The sequence below is a fragment of the Enterovibrio calviensis DSM 14347 genome, assembly GCF_000621165.1.
Classification (GTDB): domain Bacteria; phylum Pseudomonadota; class Gammaproteobacteria; order Enterobacterales; family Vibrionaceae; genus Enterovibrio; species Enterovibrio calviensis.
On sequence record NZ_JHZA01000020.1, the window covers coordinates 85,497 to 101,868 of the forward strand.

The following is a 16,372-nucleotide window of genomic DNA, read 5'->3' on the forward strand; positions in this document are numbered from 1 at the left end:
TCAATATAAGCTGCGGAGCAGCAATTTTTCAGGAGAGAGAACATGCAACGACGTCAACAGGGCTTCACCCTGCTGGAAATCATGGTTGTCATCGTTATTTTGGGTGTGTTGGCAAGTTTAGTGGTACCAAACCTGCTGGGTAACAAAGACAAAGCGGATCAGCAAAAAGCCGTCACAGACATCAGCTCACTAGAAGGTGTGCTAGACATGTACCGTCTGGATAACAGTGTTTATCCGACAACAGACCAAGGTTTGGATGCATTGGTGAGTAAGCCTAGCTCATCACCAGAGCCACGCAACTATCGTCAAGATGGCTACATTAAGCGTCTACCGCAAGACCCGTGGGGCAATGATTATCAATACCTTAATCCAGGTGAACACGGTTCCGTGGATATTTTCTCCTTGGGTGCTGATAACCAAGAAGGCGGCGAAGGTGTGAACCAGGATATTGGCAACTGGAACATGTTAGATCTTAAGTAACCGATGAAGAGAGGGCGCCCGTCCGGGTTTACATTGCTGGAAGTCCTGCTTGTGATGCTGTTATTAGCTATCAGTGCAGTGATCGTGGTGCCCAACCTTCCGCAAAACCAAAGTGATGAAGCCAAAGGGGAAGCTCAGCGTTTCTATCAATTGGTACAGCTTTGGACTGAACAGGCATTGTTGAGCGGTCAAACCTTTGGTTTACGTGTGAATGACAATAGCTACCAGTTAGTCCGTTTAACCCGTGAAGATTGGGTGCCTGTTGAAAAGGGGCGCACAGTGACTGAAGCAACCATGCCTGAAGGCATCGAGCTTGACTTGCAAGTCACGGGGTTTGTGGCAGAAGAAGATCGCCTGTTTGATAGAGAAGCGCTCTTCGATGAGGAAATGTTTGCCGAAGAAGAGGACAAGCCAAAGCCGCCACAAGTGGTGTTAATGGGTAACGGCGAAATTATCCCATTTTCGCTGACATTTTTAGCCAATGAGAAGCGCCTGTGGCAAGTGGAAGGAAATGACGTGGCAACATTTGAAATTACTGCGCTGAATGAGGGTAAAGAGTGAAGCGATTTCGCGGCTTTACCCTGATTGAAGTGTTGGTAGCCATGGCAGTTTTTGCGGTGGCTGCGCTAGCGGTGTTGAATGCCACCGGACAGCATGTGAATACACTCGGTGTGCTAGAAGAGAAAACCTTTGCCGCTATGGTGGCAGATAATCAATTGGCGTTGTTTGTCTTAGAAGGAAAAGCGTTGTCATCAGAAAAGAATGGCAACTCAGAAATGGCGGGGCGAAAGTGGTTTTGGACCATTAAACCTACGGCAACGGCAGATAACATGCTTCGCGCTGTTGATGTGATTGTTTGGCAAGACGAAACCAAGCGCAGTTCAATTGTGTCGGTGAGAACGTATGTTCCTGCAAACTAAACGCCGAACTCGCGGGTTTACACTCATTGAAGTGCTATTGGCGCTAATGATATTCGCCACGCTGAGCGTTGCCGCTAACCAAATATTCAGTAACGTGATTGCCAGTGACAAGCAAACACAAGAAGTTGGCGATGCGCTGAAAACCTTGCAACGCACACTGCTGATCATGGACAGCGACTTTCGCCAAATGATGGCGAGACAATACCGTGATGGTGGTGAGGAAGCGCAAGAGGCACTCCTTGAAATGGGTGATGATGTGAATGAATCGGAATCTCAGGGAATACGTTTTGTTCGTGGTGGATGGATTAACCCCCAAGCCTTGTTTCCTCGCGGTGAAGTGGTCAAGGTTGGATATCGCATTCAAGATGACACGTTAGAGCGTGTTCGTTGGATGTACCCAGATGATAGTTCGGCGGTTGACCCTGCCGTGATGCCGGTGATGGAAGGCGTTGCAGAGATTAAATTTGAGGTGCTAGGCAGTGAGAGCTGGCAATCCAGTTGGGACTCGCCGCTTGAGATGCCTAAAGCTGTTCGAGTGACCCTTGATACCGAGCGTTATGGTGAGTTGACCCGAGTTTATTTACTGCCTGGGCAAGTGTTACCTGCGCCAATCGCTGGTGGCGTGCAATGATGATGAAGAAGCACAGTCGACAATCACAACGTGGTGTTGCACTGCTTGTCGTGCTTTTGATCATGGCGCTGATGACCATGGTGTCCGTGAACATGGCAAGCCGTATGTTCGTGAACTTTGACCGAGCCGAAAGCCAGATTCGTTATCAGCAGGCTTATTGGTATGCACAGTCGGTAGAGTCTCTCGCGCGCTTTGGTCTTGAAGAAAGCTTTGGTGACGATGACACGGTGACATTAAGCCAGCCTTGGGCGGTACGTGATCAGATTTATCCTCTAGACGGCGGGCAAGCAACAGGTAACGTTTTTGACCGCCAAGCCTGTTTCAACGTCAACGGGCTTCGAGATATTAAACCAACTGAGAATGGCACGAATCCCGCTCTGGTGATTGCGCTACAGCAGTTAATTGAATCGCAAGACATTGATAGCTTCGAAGCGGAAACAGTCGCCGCAGCAACGTGGGAATACGTCGACGTTAACACCAACGTCCAATCGCCGTTGGGCGTTGAAGACAGTGAGTACGAAGCACGGTCAATACCGCATGTCGCACCCAATGGTTTGATTGCTGATATCTCTGAATGGCGAGCTATCCACGGTGTGACTCGTGAGATTTATGAAAAAGTGAGCCCGCTGTTGTGTGCGATACCTAGCAACCAATTGGTGGTTAACGTCAATACGCTCACTGAAGATGATGCGCCGATCCTGACCGCATTGTTGCATCCGAATTTGTCGGAAGATCAAGCCAAGCAGCTGATCAACGAGCGAAATCCGGTTGATGGTTGGAAAGACGTCGCGAGCTTTATTGCAGAGCCTGTGCTCTCAGGGCTTAGTGACGAAGACAAAGAAAAGCTACAAAAGAATCTTGATGTGCGCAGCCGATATTTTGAGTTGGACACGGAAATTACCCTCGACAGCACGTCGTTACGATTACGAGCGCTGTTGCAAAGGGATGATAATGGTACGGTGACTGTAGTTCGTCGCCGCTTTGGAGGAATGAGTGAGCGAGATCCTGACAATAAGGCTTAACTGCGATACGCAGGAACCCATACCTTGGTTGGTGTGGTCAACGAGCCAACAGGAAGTGATCGCGTCAGGCGAAGCTGACAGTCTGTCACAGTTGACAGACTATGCCGTCGATCGAGAGGTTGTAGCGCTGGCTGACAGCGCGGCCGTAACGCTAGCGACGGTGGCTATCCCATCGGGGAGTGCGCGTCAGTTAGAAAACGTATTACCTTTTCTGCTCGAAGACGATTTGGCGCAGGATGTGGATCACGTTCATATTACTTTGCTCAGTAAAAGTGCAGAGCACGCGCATGTTGCCGTGATTGAAAAGCGCACCATGCAGCAGTGGCTTGATGCACTAGATGACGCCGGCTTAACGGTGCGTCGACTTGTCCCTGATTGCTTGTGTTTACCATTGAATGAAGACGCCTATAGCGTCGCATCGCTCAATGATCGTTGGCTAGTGCGGGTTAATGAAACCTCTGGTGGTATGGCGGAAATGCTGTGGCTGCCAGTGTGGCTGCGAAGCTTGCACGAGCAAGACGACGCAGATGCACCGATGAAAGCGGTTGTTAGCTACTCTGAATTGCCAGAGGGTGCTGCTGAAAACTGGCGCAGCGAGCCAGCAGAACTGGTTATGTTGTTACTTGCGCAAGGCGCGTTGGCAAGCCGATACAATCTGCTCGTTGGTCACTATAAACCTCAGAATCAAATTTATAGACACCTTAAGCCTTGGCGAAGTGTGGCCATTGCTGCTGCTTTGTTACTGTCAGTGCTTGGCGCTGAGCAAGTGGCGGGTATCTATCAAATGGAAGCGCAAGCCGATGAATATCGCGCCCAGAGTGAGGCGCGAGTGCGTGCACTGTTGCCTCAAAACCAACGCATTCCTACCACCAGTTATATGCGCCGTATACTCGAAAGCGAAGTGACACGATTGTCTGGAACGGGAAGCAGTTCAGGTGTCATGGTTTGGCTTGCCGAACTGGGCCCGATTTTGGAAGGCGCGTCAGGCATCAAATTGGATGCCATGCGCTTCGATCGTGATCGTGGTGAGTTGCGATTGAATGCTCGCGGCAAAGACTTTGGTGATTTCGAAAAACTGCGTGAGGCGCTGTCCGCGAAGTATTCGACAGAATTAGGGCAATTGAGTCGTGATCAGCAAAGCGTCACGGGTGCATTTGTCTTGCGAAAGGAGCCATAAATGAAAGCGATATTGGCTTATTGGCAAGGGCTATCTAAGCGAGAGCAACGTCTGATGGGCGTTGCAACAGCGGTATTACTTCTCGGCGGGCTGTATTGGGGAGTGGTGAGTCCACTTCAAGCTCGAGCTGAGCAAGCTCAGCAACGTGTGAACAGTGAAAAGAATCTGCTGGCTTGGGTTAATGGTAAAGCGGCTGAAATCCAATCACTGCGCGTTACTGCGGGAAGTCGTGGACAGGCGAGTGCATTGCCGCTCAATCAGTCTGTGACCACCAGTGTTAAACGCTACAACCTTGAAATTGTGCGTCTTCAGCCACAACAAGAGCAGATCCAAGTTTGGTTGAAGCCTATGCCATTCAATACCCTTCTCAGTTGGCTCGACTTTTTGTCTGTTAGCCACGGCGTGCAGGTGAAATTTATTGATATTGGTAAGACCGATAAATCGGGATTGGTAGAAGTAAAGCGCCTGCAACTAGGACGAGGGTAAGATGAAACGCACAGTCCTTATGAGTATCGTGTTTGTATTGGTCTTGTTGACCAGCGTTGTGGTGCATACGCCTGCCAGTTTTGTTTTTCGCTACATTCCACCTGTGAACGGGTTGGAAGTGAATGGCGTTTCGGGAACCATCTGGAATGGAGTGGCGTCAGACTTCCGCTGGCAAGGTCAGTCTCTTGGCGCAGTAAATTGGGAGTTTAATCCATTAGCATTGCTAACGGGCAAAGCGGATCTTGGCGTTCGTGTGTCTGGTGTCCCTGGGTTTTCTGCACGTGGCAACCTTGGATATGGTTTTAGTGGGGTCTATGCAAGCCAATTGCTGATCTCTGCGCCAGCACATTTTGTTCAATCATTTATTCCTTACCCGCTGCCAGTCAGTTTAAAAGGCCAGTTTGATCTCACTCTTCGTGACTACCAATTACAGCAACCTTTCTGTGATGTGCTTGACGGCACGCTGGCTTGGTCGCAAGGTAGTGTTGACTCGCCAATGGGGTCGGTGGAACCCGGTTTGGTAATGGCACAACTGACGTGTGATACCGGAAGTGTGTTGGTGAGTGGAGACAGTGATTCGGAAGCACTCGAAACCGAATTTAATTTATCGTTATCACCGGACCAACAATACAGCGTAAGTGGGTGGTTTATTCCCGGTGATGCTTTGCCTCAGGGTATCAAAGGCCAGTTGGGTTGGTTGGGTGCGCCAGATGGAGAAGGGCGCTACCGATTGAGCTTCAACGGTTAGGCTTTTGCAGGAGAGAATGATGACGCAAAAGACAATAGCTCCAGAAATTCTTGATGCGAAAGTGGTCGCGAAATCGCGGTTGTTTCAAATTGAAGCGTTAGAACTTCGCTTTAGTAACGGTGTTGAGCGCACGTATGAACGTATGAAGCCAAGCGGACGAAACGCCGTGATGGTCGTTCCTGTGACAGACAATGGTGATATGTTGTTAGTCAGAGAATATGCCGCCGGCACAGAACGTTATGAGCTAGGCTTTCCAAAAGGACTCATTGATCCCGGTGAAACCGCTTTGGAAGCTGCCAACCGAGAATTAAAAGAAGAAATTGGCTTTGGTGCCAATCATATGATCCCGCTGAAAGAAGTGGTGCTTGCACCGTCGTATTTTTCTAGCAAGATGACCCTGCTACTAGCGCAGGACCTGTATCCAGAGAAGCTCGAGGGCGATGAACCCGAGCCATTGGAATTGGTTCGCTGGCCGCTAGCGCAGGCAGAAGAATTATTAGCGCACGTCGATTTTGGGGAAGCTCGCAGTATTACTGCATTAATGTTGGCATTGAGGCATCTGAACAATCGTTAACTGCTAGCAGTGACGTTTGTCGCGTGACCATTGTCAGCCAAGCAAAGTCGTAGTGTGAGAGCCCAAGAGGAGTGAGGCATGGAGCTGTCACAGCTATTGCAACCTGTCATAGAGATTGCTCGTGAATCAGGACAAGTGATCCTGGATATTTATCAGCGCGGCGATTTTGAAAAAAACATTAAAAGTGATGATACGCCAGTCACCAGTGCTGATTTGGCGGCACATAAGTTGGTGACAGAGCGTTTAAGTGCTCTGACACCGGATATCCCTGTGTTGTCTGAAGAAGATGCGTCTGTCCCTCTCGAAGAACGCGAAACGTGGACTCGCTATTGGTTGGTCGATCCGCTAGATGGTACGCAAGAGTTCATCGCAGGCAGTGGCGATTTCGCCACGATCATTGCGCTGGTGGAAGATAATCAGCCAATCATGGGCGTCGTTTATGGCCCAGTCTCCGGTGTGTCGTATTATGCTGCAAAAGGGCATGGTGCGTGGAAAGTGATGCCTGATGGTGAAAAGGTTCGTTTGTCGATCATGAAACATGACGGTGACATAAAATCGCTGTCTATAGCTATCAGTCGACGTCAGAACATCAAAGCGATTACTGATCGTTTAGCGCCAAGTTTGAACTACAACTTAGTGCCATTGGGTTCTGCCGCGTTGAAATCGTGCTTGGTGGCTGAAGGGGCGGTAGATTGCTATTTACGTCTCGGTCCAACGGGTGAATGGGATACTGCTGCAACGCAGTGCATTGTGGAAGAGTCGGGTGGCCGTATTCTCGATACTACCTTGTCTCCGCTTTCCTACAATGAGCGCGATTCGTTAGAAAACCCTAACTTCATTGTGATGGGTGATACAGATTTGCCATGGCGTGACATCGTGCGCCTCGAAGGCTAAAAAGCCCAGACTCGAGACCATAGATCGTCGGTTTAAAGGCATAAAAAAACGGAGCGTTCGCTCCGTTTTTTCGTTTCTAAAGCGGTGTTTCTTGCTTGGGTTAGAACAAACGGTTCAAACCATTCAATGCGGCGACGCGATACGCTTCCGCCATGGTTGGATAGTTGAACGTGGTATTGATGAAGTAGTCGAGCGTATTGCCTTCACCTTTTTGTTCAAAAATAGCCTGCCCGATGTGAATGATTTCAGCAGCACGTTCACCAAAGCAGTGAATACCCAAAATTTCTTTGGTTTCGCGGTGGAACAAGATTTTCAAACTGCCCACATCCATGCCTGCAATTTGTGCGCGAGCGAGGTGTTTAAACTGAGCGCGGCCCACTTCATAAGGCACTTTGGCGGCAGTGAGTTCTTGTTCGGTTTTACCCACTGAGCTGATTTCTGGAATGGTGTAAATACCAGTAGGGATATGGTCAATCAATCGGCCATTTGCCTGACCTTCGACAATCGCTTGAGCAACAATTCGGCCTTGATCATAGGCTGCACTAGCGAGGCTTGGGTAGCCAATCACATCACCGACAGCATAAACGTGTTCAACCGCGGTGCCGTAGTTGTCGTTAACGCTAAGTTGCCCGCGAGAGTCTGCTTTCAGCCCCACTGCTTTTAGGTTCAGTGAGTCGGTATTACCGGTTCTACCGTTGGCAAATAACAGGCAGTCGGCCTTCATCTTCTTGCCTGATTGAAGGTGAAGAATAACGCCTTCTTTTGTGCCTTCGATTTTCTCGTAGGTCTCGTCGTTTCGGATCAGCACGCCGCTATTCCAAAAGTGATAAGAGAGGGAGTCTGACATTTCGTTATCAAGGAAAGACAGCAGTCGGTCTCGCGTATTGATGAGGTCAACCTTGATGCCCAAGCCGCGGAAAATAGAGGCATATTCACTGCCAATAACGCCCGCTCCATAAATGATAACGTGGCGTGGGTCGTGCTGTAGCGACAGGATAGAGTCACTGTCATAAACGCGAGGATGGGTGAAATCGACATCTTTAGGACGATAAGGACGAGAGCCAGTGGCAATCACAAACTTGTCAGCAGTGTATTTGTCGACAGTGCCGTCAGCCGTTGTGAGTTCCATTTCATGCGTGTTACTAAAACGCGCAGAGCCATGCAAAATGGTACATAGGTTTCTGTCGTAGAACCCCTGACGCATGCGAGTTTGCTTCCCAATCACTGATTGCGCATGGCCTAAGATGGCAGAAAATGTACTGTGGATATGCTGATTGTCACCAGTATAAATCGGACTTTGGTTGAACTCGATAATACGGCTTACGGTGTGTCTTAATGCCTTGGACGGAATGGTACCCCAGTGAGTACAGCCTCCACCTACCGTACTTTCTTTTTCAACAACGGCCACTCGTAATCCTGCTTTGGTTAAACCCATTGCAGCACCTTCGCCGCCGGGCCCGCTGCCGATCACGATGACATCAAAATGACTGGACGATGTAGGGGTCGCTTTGCTCATATCCGTATGACCTTTTGTTTTCATTATATTCTGGTTGTTTGGTGACAAGTGTAACGTCCATGTTAAGTAACGAGAACACACTCTCTACTATTCAGCGTAGGTGATCACGCTACGGTCGGTAAAAATCAGACTTTTGTGGGGAATTCGGGCTGGGTATCGGGTGATCCAACTCAGGATTACAAAAAGTGCTACTCACAGGCACTGAACTGATGAAAAAAAGCGAGTATAGTTTGCTCTTAGATTTCATGAGGTAAACACTGGCGATGGGAATAAGAGCACAACAGAAAGAAAAAACTCGGCGAACGCTGATTGATGCGGCATTTAGCCAACTCAGCGCAGACCGGAGCTTTTCCAACCTCAGCTTACGTGAAGTGGCGCGTGAAGCTGGCATAGCGCCAACATCGTTTTATCGTCATTTCAAAGACATGGATGAACTGGGTTTGACCATGGTTGATGAGGGAGGCTTGTTGCTGCGCCAATTAATGCGTCAAGCTCGCCAACGTATTGCTACTGAAGGCAGTGTAGTAAGAACGTCGGTGGAAACCTTCATGGAATTTATTGAAAGTAGCCCTAATGTACTTCGGCTGCTATTACGTGAACGTTCAGGTACGTCAACGGCATTTCGTGCCGCTGTCGCACGAGAGATCCAACATTTTGTTGCGGAACTGACAGAATATTTCGAAGCAACTGCAGGGTTGACGCGTGAAGAGGCCTATAATCAAGCTGAAGCATGTGTGACTTTGGTGTTCAGTTCTGGTGCTGAAGCACTGGATTTGGACAAACGCGCCCGTGCTGAGCTTGCAGAGCGACTGGTTACTCAGCTTCGCATGCTTTCAAAAGGTGCGTATTGGTATCGAAAAGAACGTGAACGTAATGCTCTCAAGGATAAGTTGTCTTCAGGCAGGTAAAAATTATGGAACAGAATCACCAATCAGAGCGTAAATTTCTTCTACTCGCTGTGCTCGCCGGTTTGTGCGGCAGTGCGACTCTCGCAACGTTTTTCATCGATAGCGTTGCCTTCTCTATTTTCCCCGTTATTGCATTCGTGCTGTCGGTATACTGTTTTTACCAACAACACATTAATCAACCTCTTACAGAAGGCACACCGCTGATCGCGTTTGCGTGTTTCCTTGTGGGAGCATTTGGTTATTCCGCATTTGTTCGTATGCAAGTGCCGGATCTTGGCGGTAATTTCTTCTCGATCATTGTCACCATGCTGCTGGCTTTCTGGGTCGTACACAAAATGGGTTGGCTGAATATGACGAAGAAAGAAGAAACGGCTAGCGAGTAAGTGGAGGCAGAGATCCGCTTAGTTGGGGGCGAAAAAACAAAGCCTCTCAATGTTTAGCGTTCATTGCACAAAGACGAAAATTGAAAAAGGAGCCTATCGGCTCCTTTTTTTGTCTTTCATCTTCGCTTATTTGCGTTCCAGTAGAACGCCAGCTTCCATGTGATGCGTGTAAGGGAACTGATCAAATAATGCGAAGCGCGAAATAGTGTGCGTTTCGGATAAGATCGCGAGGTTCTCTTTTAGCGTCTCTGGGTTGCACGAAATATAAAGGATGCGATCGTAGGCTTGCACCATACGACATGTTCCTTCATCCATGCCTGAGCGCGGTGGATCGACAAAAATGGTGTTGCAGTTGTAACTCTTGAGATCGACACCTGCTTGTTGCAGGCGACGAAACTCGCGCTTCCCTTCCATCGCTTCCGTAAACTCTTCCGCAGACATGCGAATGATTTGTACGTTTTCGATGTTGTTGATGGCGATGTTGAACTGCGCCGACTCAACGGAAGGCTTAGCCAGTTCGGTCGCTAGTACGCGATCAAAGTTGTCAGCTAGTGCCAATGAAAAGTTACCGTTACCGCAATACAGTTCGAGCAGGTCACCGGTACTTTCTTGGGTGCAATCAACTGCCCACTCCAGCATTTTTTCAGCCACTTTACCGTTAGGCTGAGTAAAGCTATTTTCGATTTGCTGGTAGGTGAGTGGTCGGCCATCAACAGTCAGTTTTTCCAACACGTAATCGCGATCAAGGATGATTTTTTGCTTACGCGCGCGACCAATGAGGTTGAGATTGAACCCTTCATCATTTAAGCGTTGTTTTAGCATGCGAGCGTTTGCTTCCCACTCTTCATCCAATTGGCGGTGGTAAAGCATAGAAACAAGTACTTCGCCGCTCATGGTAGACAGGAAGTCTACTTGAAACAGTTTACGGCGCAGGCTTTCAATCGGCTTGATGGCGTCAACCAGCAGTGGCATCAAATCATTGATGATGCGGCTTGCTTGTGGAAACTGATCCACACGGTACTTCTGCTTGGTTTCCTGATTGAACATGATGTAGTAAAGGTCGTCGCCTTCATGCCAGACTCGGAACTCAGCACGCATTCGGTAGTGCTTGTCTGGTGAAGGGAACACCTCTAACTCAGGGGCATTGAACTCGGAAAATGTCGATTGCATACGTGCAATCTTTTCGTCCAGTTGCGCCTGGTACTGGCTGGTGTCAATCAGGGTGTTGCTCATATTACCTAACCTGCATAACTAAAAATGAGCGCAAATTGTATGTAGCCAAGCCATATTGTCCAGCCTTTTCGCTGACTTTTTCGCCAGCAGAAGCGTAAACATATCGGTTAGGATAAGATTGGCACAACCTTAAGAGACTGAGTTGACCAATGAGTATTCAAAAGTCGAAAAATCGCAAAGAGATTTGTTACCCCTTTATTTATGAATCTGCACTCACGTGTGATTACGAAATCCATACTGATGAGCTTTGCAGCTTGGTAGGGATGGTTTTGGCGCAGATGCCTGAGGGTTTTGATGATGTCGTGGCAGATTTAGAAACGCTTCACCCTAAAATTTACCATCTCAATGGTTCTGTCCGCGGCAAGAATGGCATATTTGAGGAAGACTTAGAGTGGCTGCATGCGCGATATGACTATTACAACGAAGAAAGTCGCGGTCGTGTCTCGCGTTTTGTGTTGCCACGAGGCCCTGTCGCTGTGATGGCATTGCATCAATGTCGTACTGGTGCAAAGAAAACCGTCCGTCTACTTCATCGTTTAGATGAGTCAGGCGAGACGTTTGAACCCACACTACCTCGGTTCGCTAACTTACTTGCTAACTTCTTCTTTGTATTGACGGTGTACATCAAGATGAAACTGGATGTCGAAGAAGTGGATTACATCAGCATCAACTACTAATTTCCGAATGTTCTTTCCTGAGCCATTTCCAAGCTAATTAGGGACAGATCTCATTATCCGAGTATTAAAGGCGCGCTGACTTATCTATAATCGGCGCGCTTTTTACTTCCAGCTGGGAATCTGGTGTAAGTCCAGAACTGGCGCGCAGCGGTAATGAGAAACGAAAATGACACGGCAAAAGCCAGACACTGTAGCCCTATGTCGCATAGGGGATGGGAAGTCGTCATCGTAGGTCGTCTCAAAGTCCGAATATCAGCTGGGTTACAATATGGTCTCAGGATTTCCTGACATCATTAGATACACGCGAAAATGGATCTGATATGTCTCATAAGTATTGGGTAGCAGGAATGCTGCCAATGGCTGTCTTTGCGCACGCCGAAACAACCACCCCTTCTATCGACGACACTATGGTCGTAACCGCCTCTCGATTTGAACAGCCTGTCTCAACTGTTTTAGCACCTATTTCTGTACTGACCCGCTCTGACTTGGAAGAGCTTCAAGCGAAAAGTTTAGTCGATGCTCTGAAAACCTTGCCCGGTGTAGAAATTGGACAGAATGGCGGTCGTGGCCAAAATGCGTCAATTTTCCTTCGGGGGACTGAATCGAATCATGTATTGGTGCTCGTTGATGGCGTTCGACTTCCTCGAACCATGATGGGGTCGGTGGACTTCAATATGCTTCCGCTAAGCTCTGTGGAAAGAATTGAAGTTGTTCGAGGCTCGGGTGCGACTGTTTATGGTTCTGATGCCATTGGTGGTGTTATCAATATCATTACCCGTAATAATGTTGAATCGAAGAGATTTGGCCTTGGTGCAGGAAGTGACGGATTTGTTCAGGCGAATGCAGGTGTGACGACGCAAGTATCAGACTCTGTAAGCCTTCAGCTTGCTGGTGGTTTTGAAAAGACCGATGGTTATAACGTGCATCCTGAGTACGCGGCTCCCGGTACTGAGCATGGATTTGAAAGTAAGAACCTTTCTGCGCGTGTTGGCATTAAATCTACTGAGAACGTCACCTCAAATGTGATAGCGCGCTGGTTCCAAAATGACGTCGATTACGATGGTTTTGGCTCAAAGAAACGAAGTTGGATTGAAAACACAACGTTTGGCGCTGACACCGGAATTCGTGCAGGTAACTCTAATACATTATTGCGTATTGAAGTCGGCGAGCAGTCAAATTACGACTACTTCGACGGTGCATCTAAAACAGATGCGGATCTAACGAGCAAAATCCGTCAGGTGTATGGCAGTGTAGCAACTCGCTTTCAAGTGTCAGAAGATGTAGCACTAACTGGTGGCTTGGATTCATCTTGGGAAAAATACTTAAAAGGTAACTTTATCTCGGTTGAGAATATCGTAGATAACCCAAGACAGAATATTGGCGCGTTTGTTCTGGCAAACTGGAATGTTTCTGATTCAGTTTTGCTAGAAGGCAGTCTTCGCCACGATGAGAACGACCAGTTCGGTGGCAACGGAACTGGATTGATTGCACTGGGCTGGAGTATATCATCAGATTATCGTGTGTTCAGTAGCTATGGTACGGCATTCAAAGCACCAGGCTTCGATTCTCTTTATGGAACCGGCGGTAATACGACACTCAAGCCTGAAGAGTCAGAAAATCTGGAGATTGGTGTTGAGGGGACAACCTACAATGTAGGTTGGAGCGCAAACGGCTACATTACCAAGATAGATAACCTGATCATGTACACTGGCTCATGGCCAACAGGTACGAATGAAAATATTGAAGAAGCTGAAATTCGTGGTGTCGAGTTGATGGCTAACTTCGATATTGGACCTGTTTATAACCAAGTATCGTTGGATTTGAAAGATCCGAAAGACGTTTCCAAAGATGAGCAACTAGCTCGCCGTGCCAAACAGGTTGCCAAGTGGCGAACCTCTGTTTGGGTGAAAGATGTGTTATTGGGAACGCAATACCAATACCAGAGTGAGCGACTAGATTTTTCTGGCGGCGATATTCTGGGAAGTTACAGCCTTTGGGATTTTACCGCACAATATGATGTTAATAGTCATGTGACGCTGCGAGGGAAGGTGGCCAACGTATTTGATAAAGAATATGAAACTGCAGGCGGATATCCTGCATTAGAAAGAAGTTTCTACGTTAACTTAGATTTTGTATTTTAAGTTGAGAGCAAGCCGCCCACGGGCGGCTTTTTTATCCGAGAACATTAATGAAAAAATGTGTCATCGTGAGTTGGTCGTCAGGCAAAGACTCAACACTCACTCTTTGCAGGCTTCAACAAAATCCTGACTATGAAGTCGTTGGCTTATATACATCGTTTGTTGATGGGGAAGTGCCTTTTCAAGCCACACCGATTGATATTGTAAAGGCACAAGCCAAGAGCATTGGTTTACCTTTAGTACTTATCGAATTAGAGCAAGTGTTCCCGCCCAACAATGTTTATCAACAAGCTATTATTGAAGGCATAAAAGAGAGTGGTCTTGAAATTGACGCAGTCGCATTTGGAGACATGTTTTGCAATGGCATAGAAGCATACCGCCGAAGCTATATAGAACCTCAAGGGTGGGAGTGTGTTTTTCCATTGTTAGGGCAGTCGAGTGAACGATTAGCTCACGAGATTATAGAAGACGGTATCGTGACTCACCTTACGACAATTGATACCACCCAGCTTGATTCATCATTCTTAGGCAAGCGTTATGATCATTCGCTCCTAGGTCTTCTACCGGAAAGCTGTGATCCTTGTGGGGAGGACGGCGAATTTCATACATTAGTTACCGATGCACCGTGCTTTTCTTGGCCTTTGGCGATAGAGGTAGATAAGTTGGTACTGGAAGGGCGTTTTCATCATCAGATTTACCGGCTGAGTGAGCCGGAGATTTAAAAGACCGCCTTCACCAAGTATCATTGCGACGAAAACCATAGAAAAGGTAATGATAGTGAAAAGTGTGCTGATATTTGATTCTGGCGTCGGAGGGCTGTCCGTCTTTAAGGAAATAGCGAAAGCGATGCCTGAGCAGCACATCATCTATGCATTCGATAACGCAGCGTTCCCCTATGGAGAATTGGCTGACGATGTTTTAGTTAGCCGTGTTTGTGGCATGGTATCAGCGTTGTGCGCGGAACATGATATTGCGTTGGTCGTGATTGCTTGTAATACCGCAAGCACCATTGTTCTTCCGCCATTGCGTGAAAGGTTATCCATTCCTGTGGTGGGCGTTGTTCCAGCCATCAAGCCTGCGGCAGCGATCAGTAAACGCAAACGCATTGGCCTACTGGCAACCCCCGCAACCGTTAAGCGCGACTATACCCAGCAGCTCGTAAGAGATTTTGCCCCTGACTGCCATGTAACTATGGTTGGCTCAACAGAGCTTGTACAAATGGGAGAAGCAAAACTTAGAGGAGTTCCAGTTAATCAATCTTCACTTTCAACAATACTGGCACCGTTCATTAGCCAAGTGGATTGCATCGTTTTGGGGTGTACGCATTTTCCATTGTTAAAACGCGAGATCGAGCAGGTGATGGGGAACGATTGTACCGTTATTGATTCGGGGCATGCCATTGCGAGCAGAGTGAGTGGTTTACTAAATGAAGAAGGAGGCCAAAAGACCTCCTTGAATCGTCAGTTACAGCATTCTGTTTTTAGTAGTGCTGTTGTTGAAAGTGAAATCGCTCTGAATCAAGAAATGCAGAAACTTGGCTTCTCACCGATTAAGCGCGCTCCGACTTTCTAGGGTCGTTAGCTTCTCGTACCTTCAAAGTTCGGTCGCCATATTCTGCATTGTTAAGTGCTTCTATAGCTTCAGGTGAATCGGCTGCTGCCATTACAACAAAGCCAAAACCTCGACGTTTACCCGTGCGCTTGTCTTTCATTAAGCGAACAGCAAATACTTCACCATGCTTGGCAAAGAGTTCTTTTACGTCGTTTTCATTTGCACGGTACGGCAAATTGCCGACATAGATGGTTTTACTATTTGTAGATGTAGGTAGTTCAGATGAACTCTCGCCCGCAGACTTAGTAGAAAGAAGAGAAAGGGCAATACCAACAGAAATAGCGCCTAAAGCAAACGACGCTCCGTTGCTCGTAATCACGGTTTGTGAACTGTTTAGGATAAAAAAGCCAATCAAAGCAATGGCAGCGGTAATTAACAAACTAATAGATGTTTTCATAATCATTAAATTTAAAAGTCGGTTAGAAGATATAGCATGAAGGATCGAAATCAATGCTGACTAAAATAAATACAATTGTCGGTTCGATATTACGGTTATTGAGATGTTATTGCCAGTAAGTGAATGTGACGCCTATCTAATGTTGCAATTTGTTGTGTTTTTTAAAGTTTAGGTTGAATTGTGTTCAGTCGAAATAAAAACAGATAAAAAGCCTTGCCTATGTGATCTCAGTCTCTATAATGCCGCCTCACTGACACGGAGAGCGGCACATCATTCAGGTGTTACTCACCCAATCAGTACGGCGAAAACGGCTTCAAACTTGATTGAAAATAAACGCTTGACGTTAACGACTCAATCAGTAGAATGCCCGCCTGCTTCAACGGAAAAGCCCAGTGCTTATCGCGGTTGAAGGGAGTCAATAAGACGTTTTGAAGGTTGCGAAAGCAACGTTGAAAAATCTCAAAATTTCTTCTTGACTTCATCGCCCGGCAGCGTACAATTCGCAGCCCTGACGATGATAAGCAAACGCTTCTACAGTCAACGTTCTTTAACAATTTGACCTATACAATCTGTGTGG

The 16,372-nt window shown here is 47.5% G+C and carries 19 protein-coding genes and 1 riboswitch; of the genes, 16 read left to right on the forward strand and 3 right to left on the reverse strand.

All coding sequences use genetic code 11. From position 1 onward, the window contains the following. The first annotated feature begins 42 nt into the window (after window positions 1-42). The 10 genes from gspG to cysQ all read left to right on the forward strand — a co-directional run bounded on the left by gspG (window position 43) and on the right by cysQ (window position 6,932). Window positions 43-480 carry a type II secretion system major pseudopilin GspG gene (gene gspG / locus Q365_RS0116035; RefSeq protein WP_028024302.1) on the forward strand — a complete coding sequence of 146 codons (438 nt, stop codon included), beginning with the start codon at window positions 43-45 and terminating at the stop codon, window positions 478-480. A 3-nt stretch (window positions 481-483) separates the two neighbouring features. After that, the gene (gene gspH / locus Q365_RS0116040) at window positions 484-1,041 is read left to right on the forward strand and encodes a type II secretion system minor pseudopilin GspH (RefSeq protein ID WP_028024303.1); all 558 of its coding nucleotides are present in this window, start codon (window positions 484-486) and stop codon (window positions 1,039-1,041) included. Continuing rightward, complete coding sequence (gene gspI / locus Q365_RS0116045) at window positions 1,038-1,400, forward strand: type II secretion system minor pseudopilin GspI (protein ID WP_028024304.1); 363 nt, start codon at window positions 1,038-1,040, stop codon at window positions 1,398-1,400. The genes gspH and gspI overlap by 4 nt, the downstream gene beginning before the upstream one ends. Next, a complete protein-coding gene (gene gspJ / locus Q365_RS0116050) occupies window positions 1,384-2,031 on the forward strand; it encodes a type II secretion system minor pseudopilin GspJ (RefSeq protein WP_028024305.1) in 648 nt (215 codons plus the stop codon). The genes gspI and gspJ overlap by 17 nt, the downstream gene beginning before the upstream one ends. After that, window positions 2,028-3,053 (forward strand): type II secretion system minor pseudopilin GspK, encoded by a 1,026-nt coding sequence (gene gspK, locus Q365_RS0116055; RefSeq protein ID WP_028024306.1) that lies wholly within the window; start codon window positions 2,028-2,030, stop codon window positions 3,051-3,053. Before gspJ ends, gspK begins: the two co-directional genes overlap by 4 nt. Then, window positions 3,025-4,230: a type II secretion system protein GspL gene (gspL, locus tag Q365_RS0116060; protein ID WP_028024307.1), complete on the forward strand. Its 1,206-nt coding sequence runs from the start codon at window positions 3,025-3,027 to the stop codon at window positions 4,228-4,230. Before gspK ends, gspL begins: the two co-directional genes overlap by 29 nt. Further along, window positions 4,231-4,716, forward strand: a complete 486-nt coding sequence (locus Q365_RS0116065) for a type II secretion system protein M (protein ID WP_028024308.1) — start codon at window positions 4,231-4,233, stop codon at window positions 4,714-4,716. Window position 4,717: 1 nt separating this feature from the next. After that, the gene (locus tag Q365_RS0116070) at window positions 4,718-5,464 is read left to right on the forward strand and encodes a type II secretion system protein N (protein WP_028024309.1); all 747 of its coding nucleotides are present in this window, start codon (window positions 4,718-4,720) and stop codon (window positions 5,462-5,464) included. Window positions 5,465-5,483: 19 nt separating this feature from the next. Next, a complete protein-coding gene (gene nudE / locus Q365_RS0116075; protein WP_028024310.1) occupies window positions 5,484-6,038 on the forward strand; it encodes an ADP compounds hydrolase NudE in 555 nt (184 codons plus the stop codon). 78 nt (window positions 6,039-6,116) lie between these two features. After that, window positions 6,117-6,932 (forward strand): 3'(2'),5'-bisphosphate nucleotidase CysQ, encoded by an 816-nt coding sequence (gene cysQ, locus Q365_RS0116080; protein WP_028024311.1) that lies wholly within the window; start codon window positions 6,117-6,119, stop codon window positions 6,930-6,932. A 100-nt stretch (window positions 6,933-7,032) separates the two neighbouring features. Here the strand turns inward: cysQ and sthA are convergent, their stop codons facing one another. Further along, window positions 7,033-8,448, reverse strand: a complete 1,416-nt coding sequence (gene sthA / locus Q365_RS0116085; protein ID WP_028024312.1) for a Si-specific NAD(P)(+) transhydrogenase — start codon at window positions 8,446-8,448, stop codon at window positions 7,033-7,035. 263 nt (window positions 8,449-8,711) lie between these two features. Between sthA and fabR the strand changes: the two genes are divergently transcribed. Continuing rightward, window positions 8,712-9,356: an HTH-type transcriptional repressor FabR gene (fabR, locus tag Q365_RS0116090; RefSeq protein ID WP_028024313.1), complete on the forward strand. Its 645-nt coding sequence runs from the start codon at window positions 8,712-8,714 to the stop codon at window positions 9,354-9,356. 5 nt (window positions 9,357-9,361) lie between these two features. Beyond that, a complete protein-coding gene (locus Q365_RS0116095; RefSeq protein ID WP_028024314.1) occupies window positions 9,362-9,739 on the forward strand; it encodes a YijD family membrane protein in 378 nt (125 codons plus the stop codon). A 126-nt stretch (window positions 9,740-9,865) separates the two neighbouring features. Here the strand turns inward: Q365_RS0116095 and trmA are convergent, their stop codons facing one another. Beyond that, window positions 9,866-10,972 (reverse strand): tRNA (uridine(54)-C5)-methyltransferase TrmA, encoded by a 1,107-nt coding sequence (gene trmA / locus Q365_RS0116100; RefSeq protein ID WP_028024315.1) that lies wholly within the window; start codon window positions 10,970-10,972, stop codon window positions 9,866-9,868. 149 nt (window positions 10,973-11,121) lie between these two features. Here trmA and Q365_RS0116105 point away from each other — a divergent pair, with 149 nt between their 5' ends. From Q365_RS0116105 to murI, 4 genes are all read left to right on the forward strand, one after another. Further along, window positions 11,122-11,649, forward strand: coding sequence for an ATP--cob(I)alamin adenosyltransferase (locus Q365_RS0116105; RefSeq protein ID WP_028024316.1), 528 nt, complete (start codon window positions 11,122-11,124; stop codon window positions 11,647-11,649). A gap of 74 nt (window positions 11,650-11,723) precedes the next feature. Next, window positions 11,724-11,924: riboswitch (cobalamin riboswitch) on the forward strand. Between the two features lie 45 nt (window positions 11,925-11,969). Further along, complete coding sequence (locus Q365_RS0116110; protein ID WP_155859021.1) at window positions 11,970-13,790, forward strand: TonB-dependent receptor domain-containing protein; 1,821 nt, start codon at window positions 11,970-11,972, stop codon at window positions 13,788-13,790. A gap of 47 nt (window positions 13,791-13,837) precedes the next feature. Further along, window positions 13,838-14,509 (forward strand): Dph6-related ATP pyrophosphatase, encoded by a 672-nt coding sequence (locus tag Q365_RS0116115; RefSeq protein ID WP_028024318.1) that lies wholly within the window; start codon window positions 13,838-13,840, stop codon window positions 14,507-14,509. 49 nt (window positions 14,510-14,558) lie between these two features. Beyond that, window positions 14,559-15,359, forward strand: a complete 801-nt coding sequence (murI, locus tag Q365_RS0116120; protein WP_028024319.1) for a glutamate racemase — start codon at window positions 14,559-14,561, stop codon at window positions 15,357-15,359. Here murI and Q365_RS0116125 read toward each other — a convergent pair. After that, the gene (locus tag Q365_RS0116125; RefSeq protein WP_028024320.1) at window positions 15,337-15,795 is read right to left on the reverse strand and encodes an RNA recognition motif domain-containing protein; all 459 of its coding nucleotides are present in this window, start codon (window positions 15,793-15,795) and stop codon (window positions 15,337-15,339) included. The two genes, murI and Q365_RS0116125, sit on opposite strands and share 23 nt — an antisense overlap. Window positions 15,796-16,372: the final 577 nt, after the last annotated feature.

What these genes read in the sequence shown, in the direction of transcription:
- gspG (WP_028024302.1), top strand. Translation starts at nt 43, where the DNA reads ATGCAACGACGTCAACAGGGCTTCACCCTGCTGGAAATCATGGTTGTC.
- gspH (WP_028024303.1), top strand. Translation starts at nt 484, where the DNA reads ATGAAGAGAGGGCGCCCGTCCGGGTTTACATTGCTGGAAGTCCTGCTT.
- gspJ (WP_028024305.1), top strand. Translation starts at nt 1,384, where the DNA reads ATGTTCCTGCAAACTAAACGCCGAACTCGCGGGTTTACACTCATTGAA.
- gspK (WP_028024306.1), top strand. Translation starts at nt 2,028, where the DNA reads ATGATGATGAAGAAGCACAGTCGACAATCACAACGTGGTGTTGCACTG.
- Q365_RS0116065 (WP_028024308.1), top strand. Translation starts at nt 4,231, where the DNA reads ATGAAAGCGATATTGGCTTATTGGCAAGGGCTATCTAAGCGAGAGCAA.
- Q365_RS0116070 (WP_028024309.1), top strand. Translation starts at nt 4,718, where the DNA reads ATGAAACGCACAGTCCTTATGAGTATCGTGTTTGTATTGGTCTTGTTG.
- nudE (WP_028024310.1), top strand. Translation starts at nt 5,484, where the DNA reads ATGACGCAAAAGACAATAGCTCCAGAAATTCTTGATGCGAAAGTGGTC.
- cysQ (WP_028024311.1), top strand. Translation starts at nt 6,117, where the DNA reads ATGGAGCTGTCACAGCTATTGCAACCTGTCATAGAGATTGCTCGTGAA.
- sthA (WP_028024312.1), bottom strand. Translation starts at nt 8,448, where the DNA reads ATGAGCAAAGCGACCCCTACATCGTCCAGTCATTTTGATGTCATCGTG.
- fabR (WP_028024313.1), top strand. Translation starts at nt 8,712, where the DNA reads ATGGGAATAAGAGCACAACAGAAAGAAAAAACTCGGCGAACGCTGATT.
- Q365_RS0116095 (WP_028024314.1), top strand. Translation starts at nt 9,362, where the DNA reads ATGGAACAGAATCACCAATCAGAGCGTAAATTTCTTCTACTCGCTGTG.
- trmA (WP_028024315.1), bottom strand. Translation starts at nt 10,972, where the DNA reads ATGAGCAACACCCTGATTGACACCAGCCAGTACCAGGCGCAACTGGAC.
- Q365_RS0116105 (WP_028024316.1), top strand. Translation starts at nt 11,122, where the DNA reads ATGAGTATTCAAAAGTCGAAAAATCGCAAAGAGATTTGTTACCCCTTT.
- Q365_RS0116110 (WP_155859021.1), top strand. Translation starts at nt 11,970, where the DNA reads ATGTCTCATAAGTATTGGGTAGCAGGAATGCTGCCAATGGCTGTCTTT.
- Q365_RS0116115 (WP_028024318.1), top strand. Translation starts at nt 13,838, where the DNA reads ATGAAAAAATGTGTCATCGTGAGTTGGTCGTCAGGCAAAGACTCAACA.
- murI (WP_028024319.1), top strand. Translation starts at nt 14,559, where the DNA reads ATGATAGTGAAAAGTGTGCTGATATTTGATTCTGGCGTCGGAGGGCTG.
- Q365_RS0116125 (WP_028024320.1), bottom strand. Translation starts at nt 15,795, where the DNA reads ATGAAAACATCTATTAGTTTGTTAATTACCGCTGCCATTGCTTTGATT.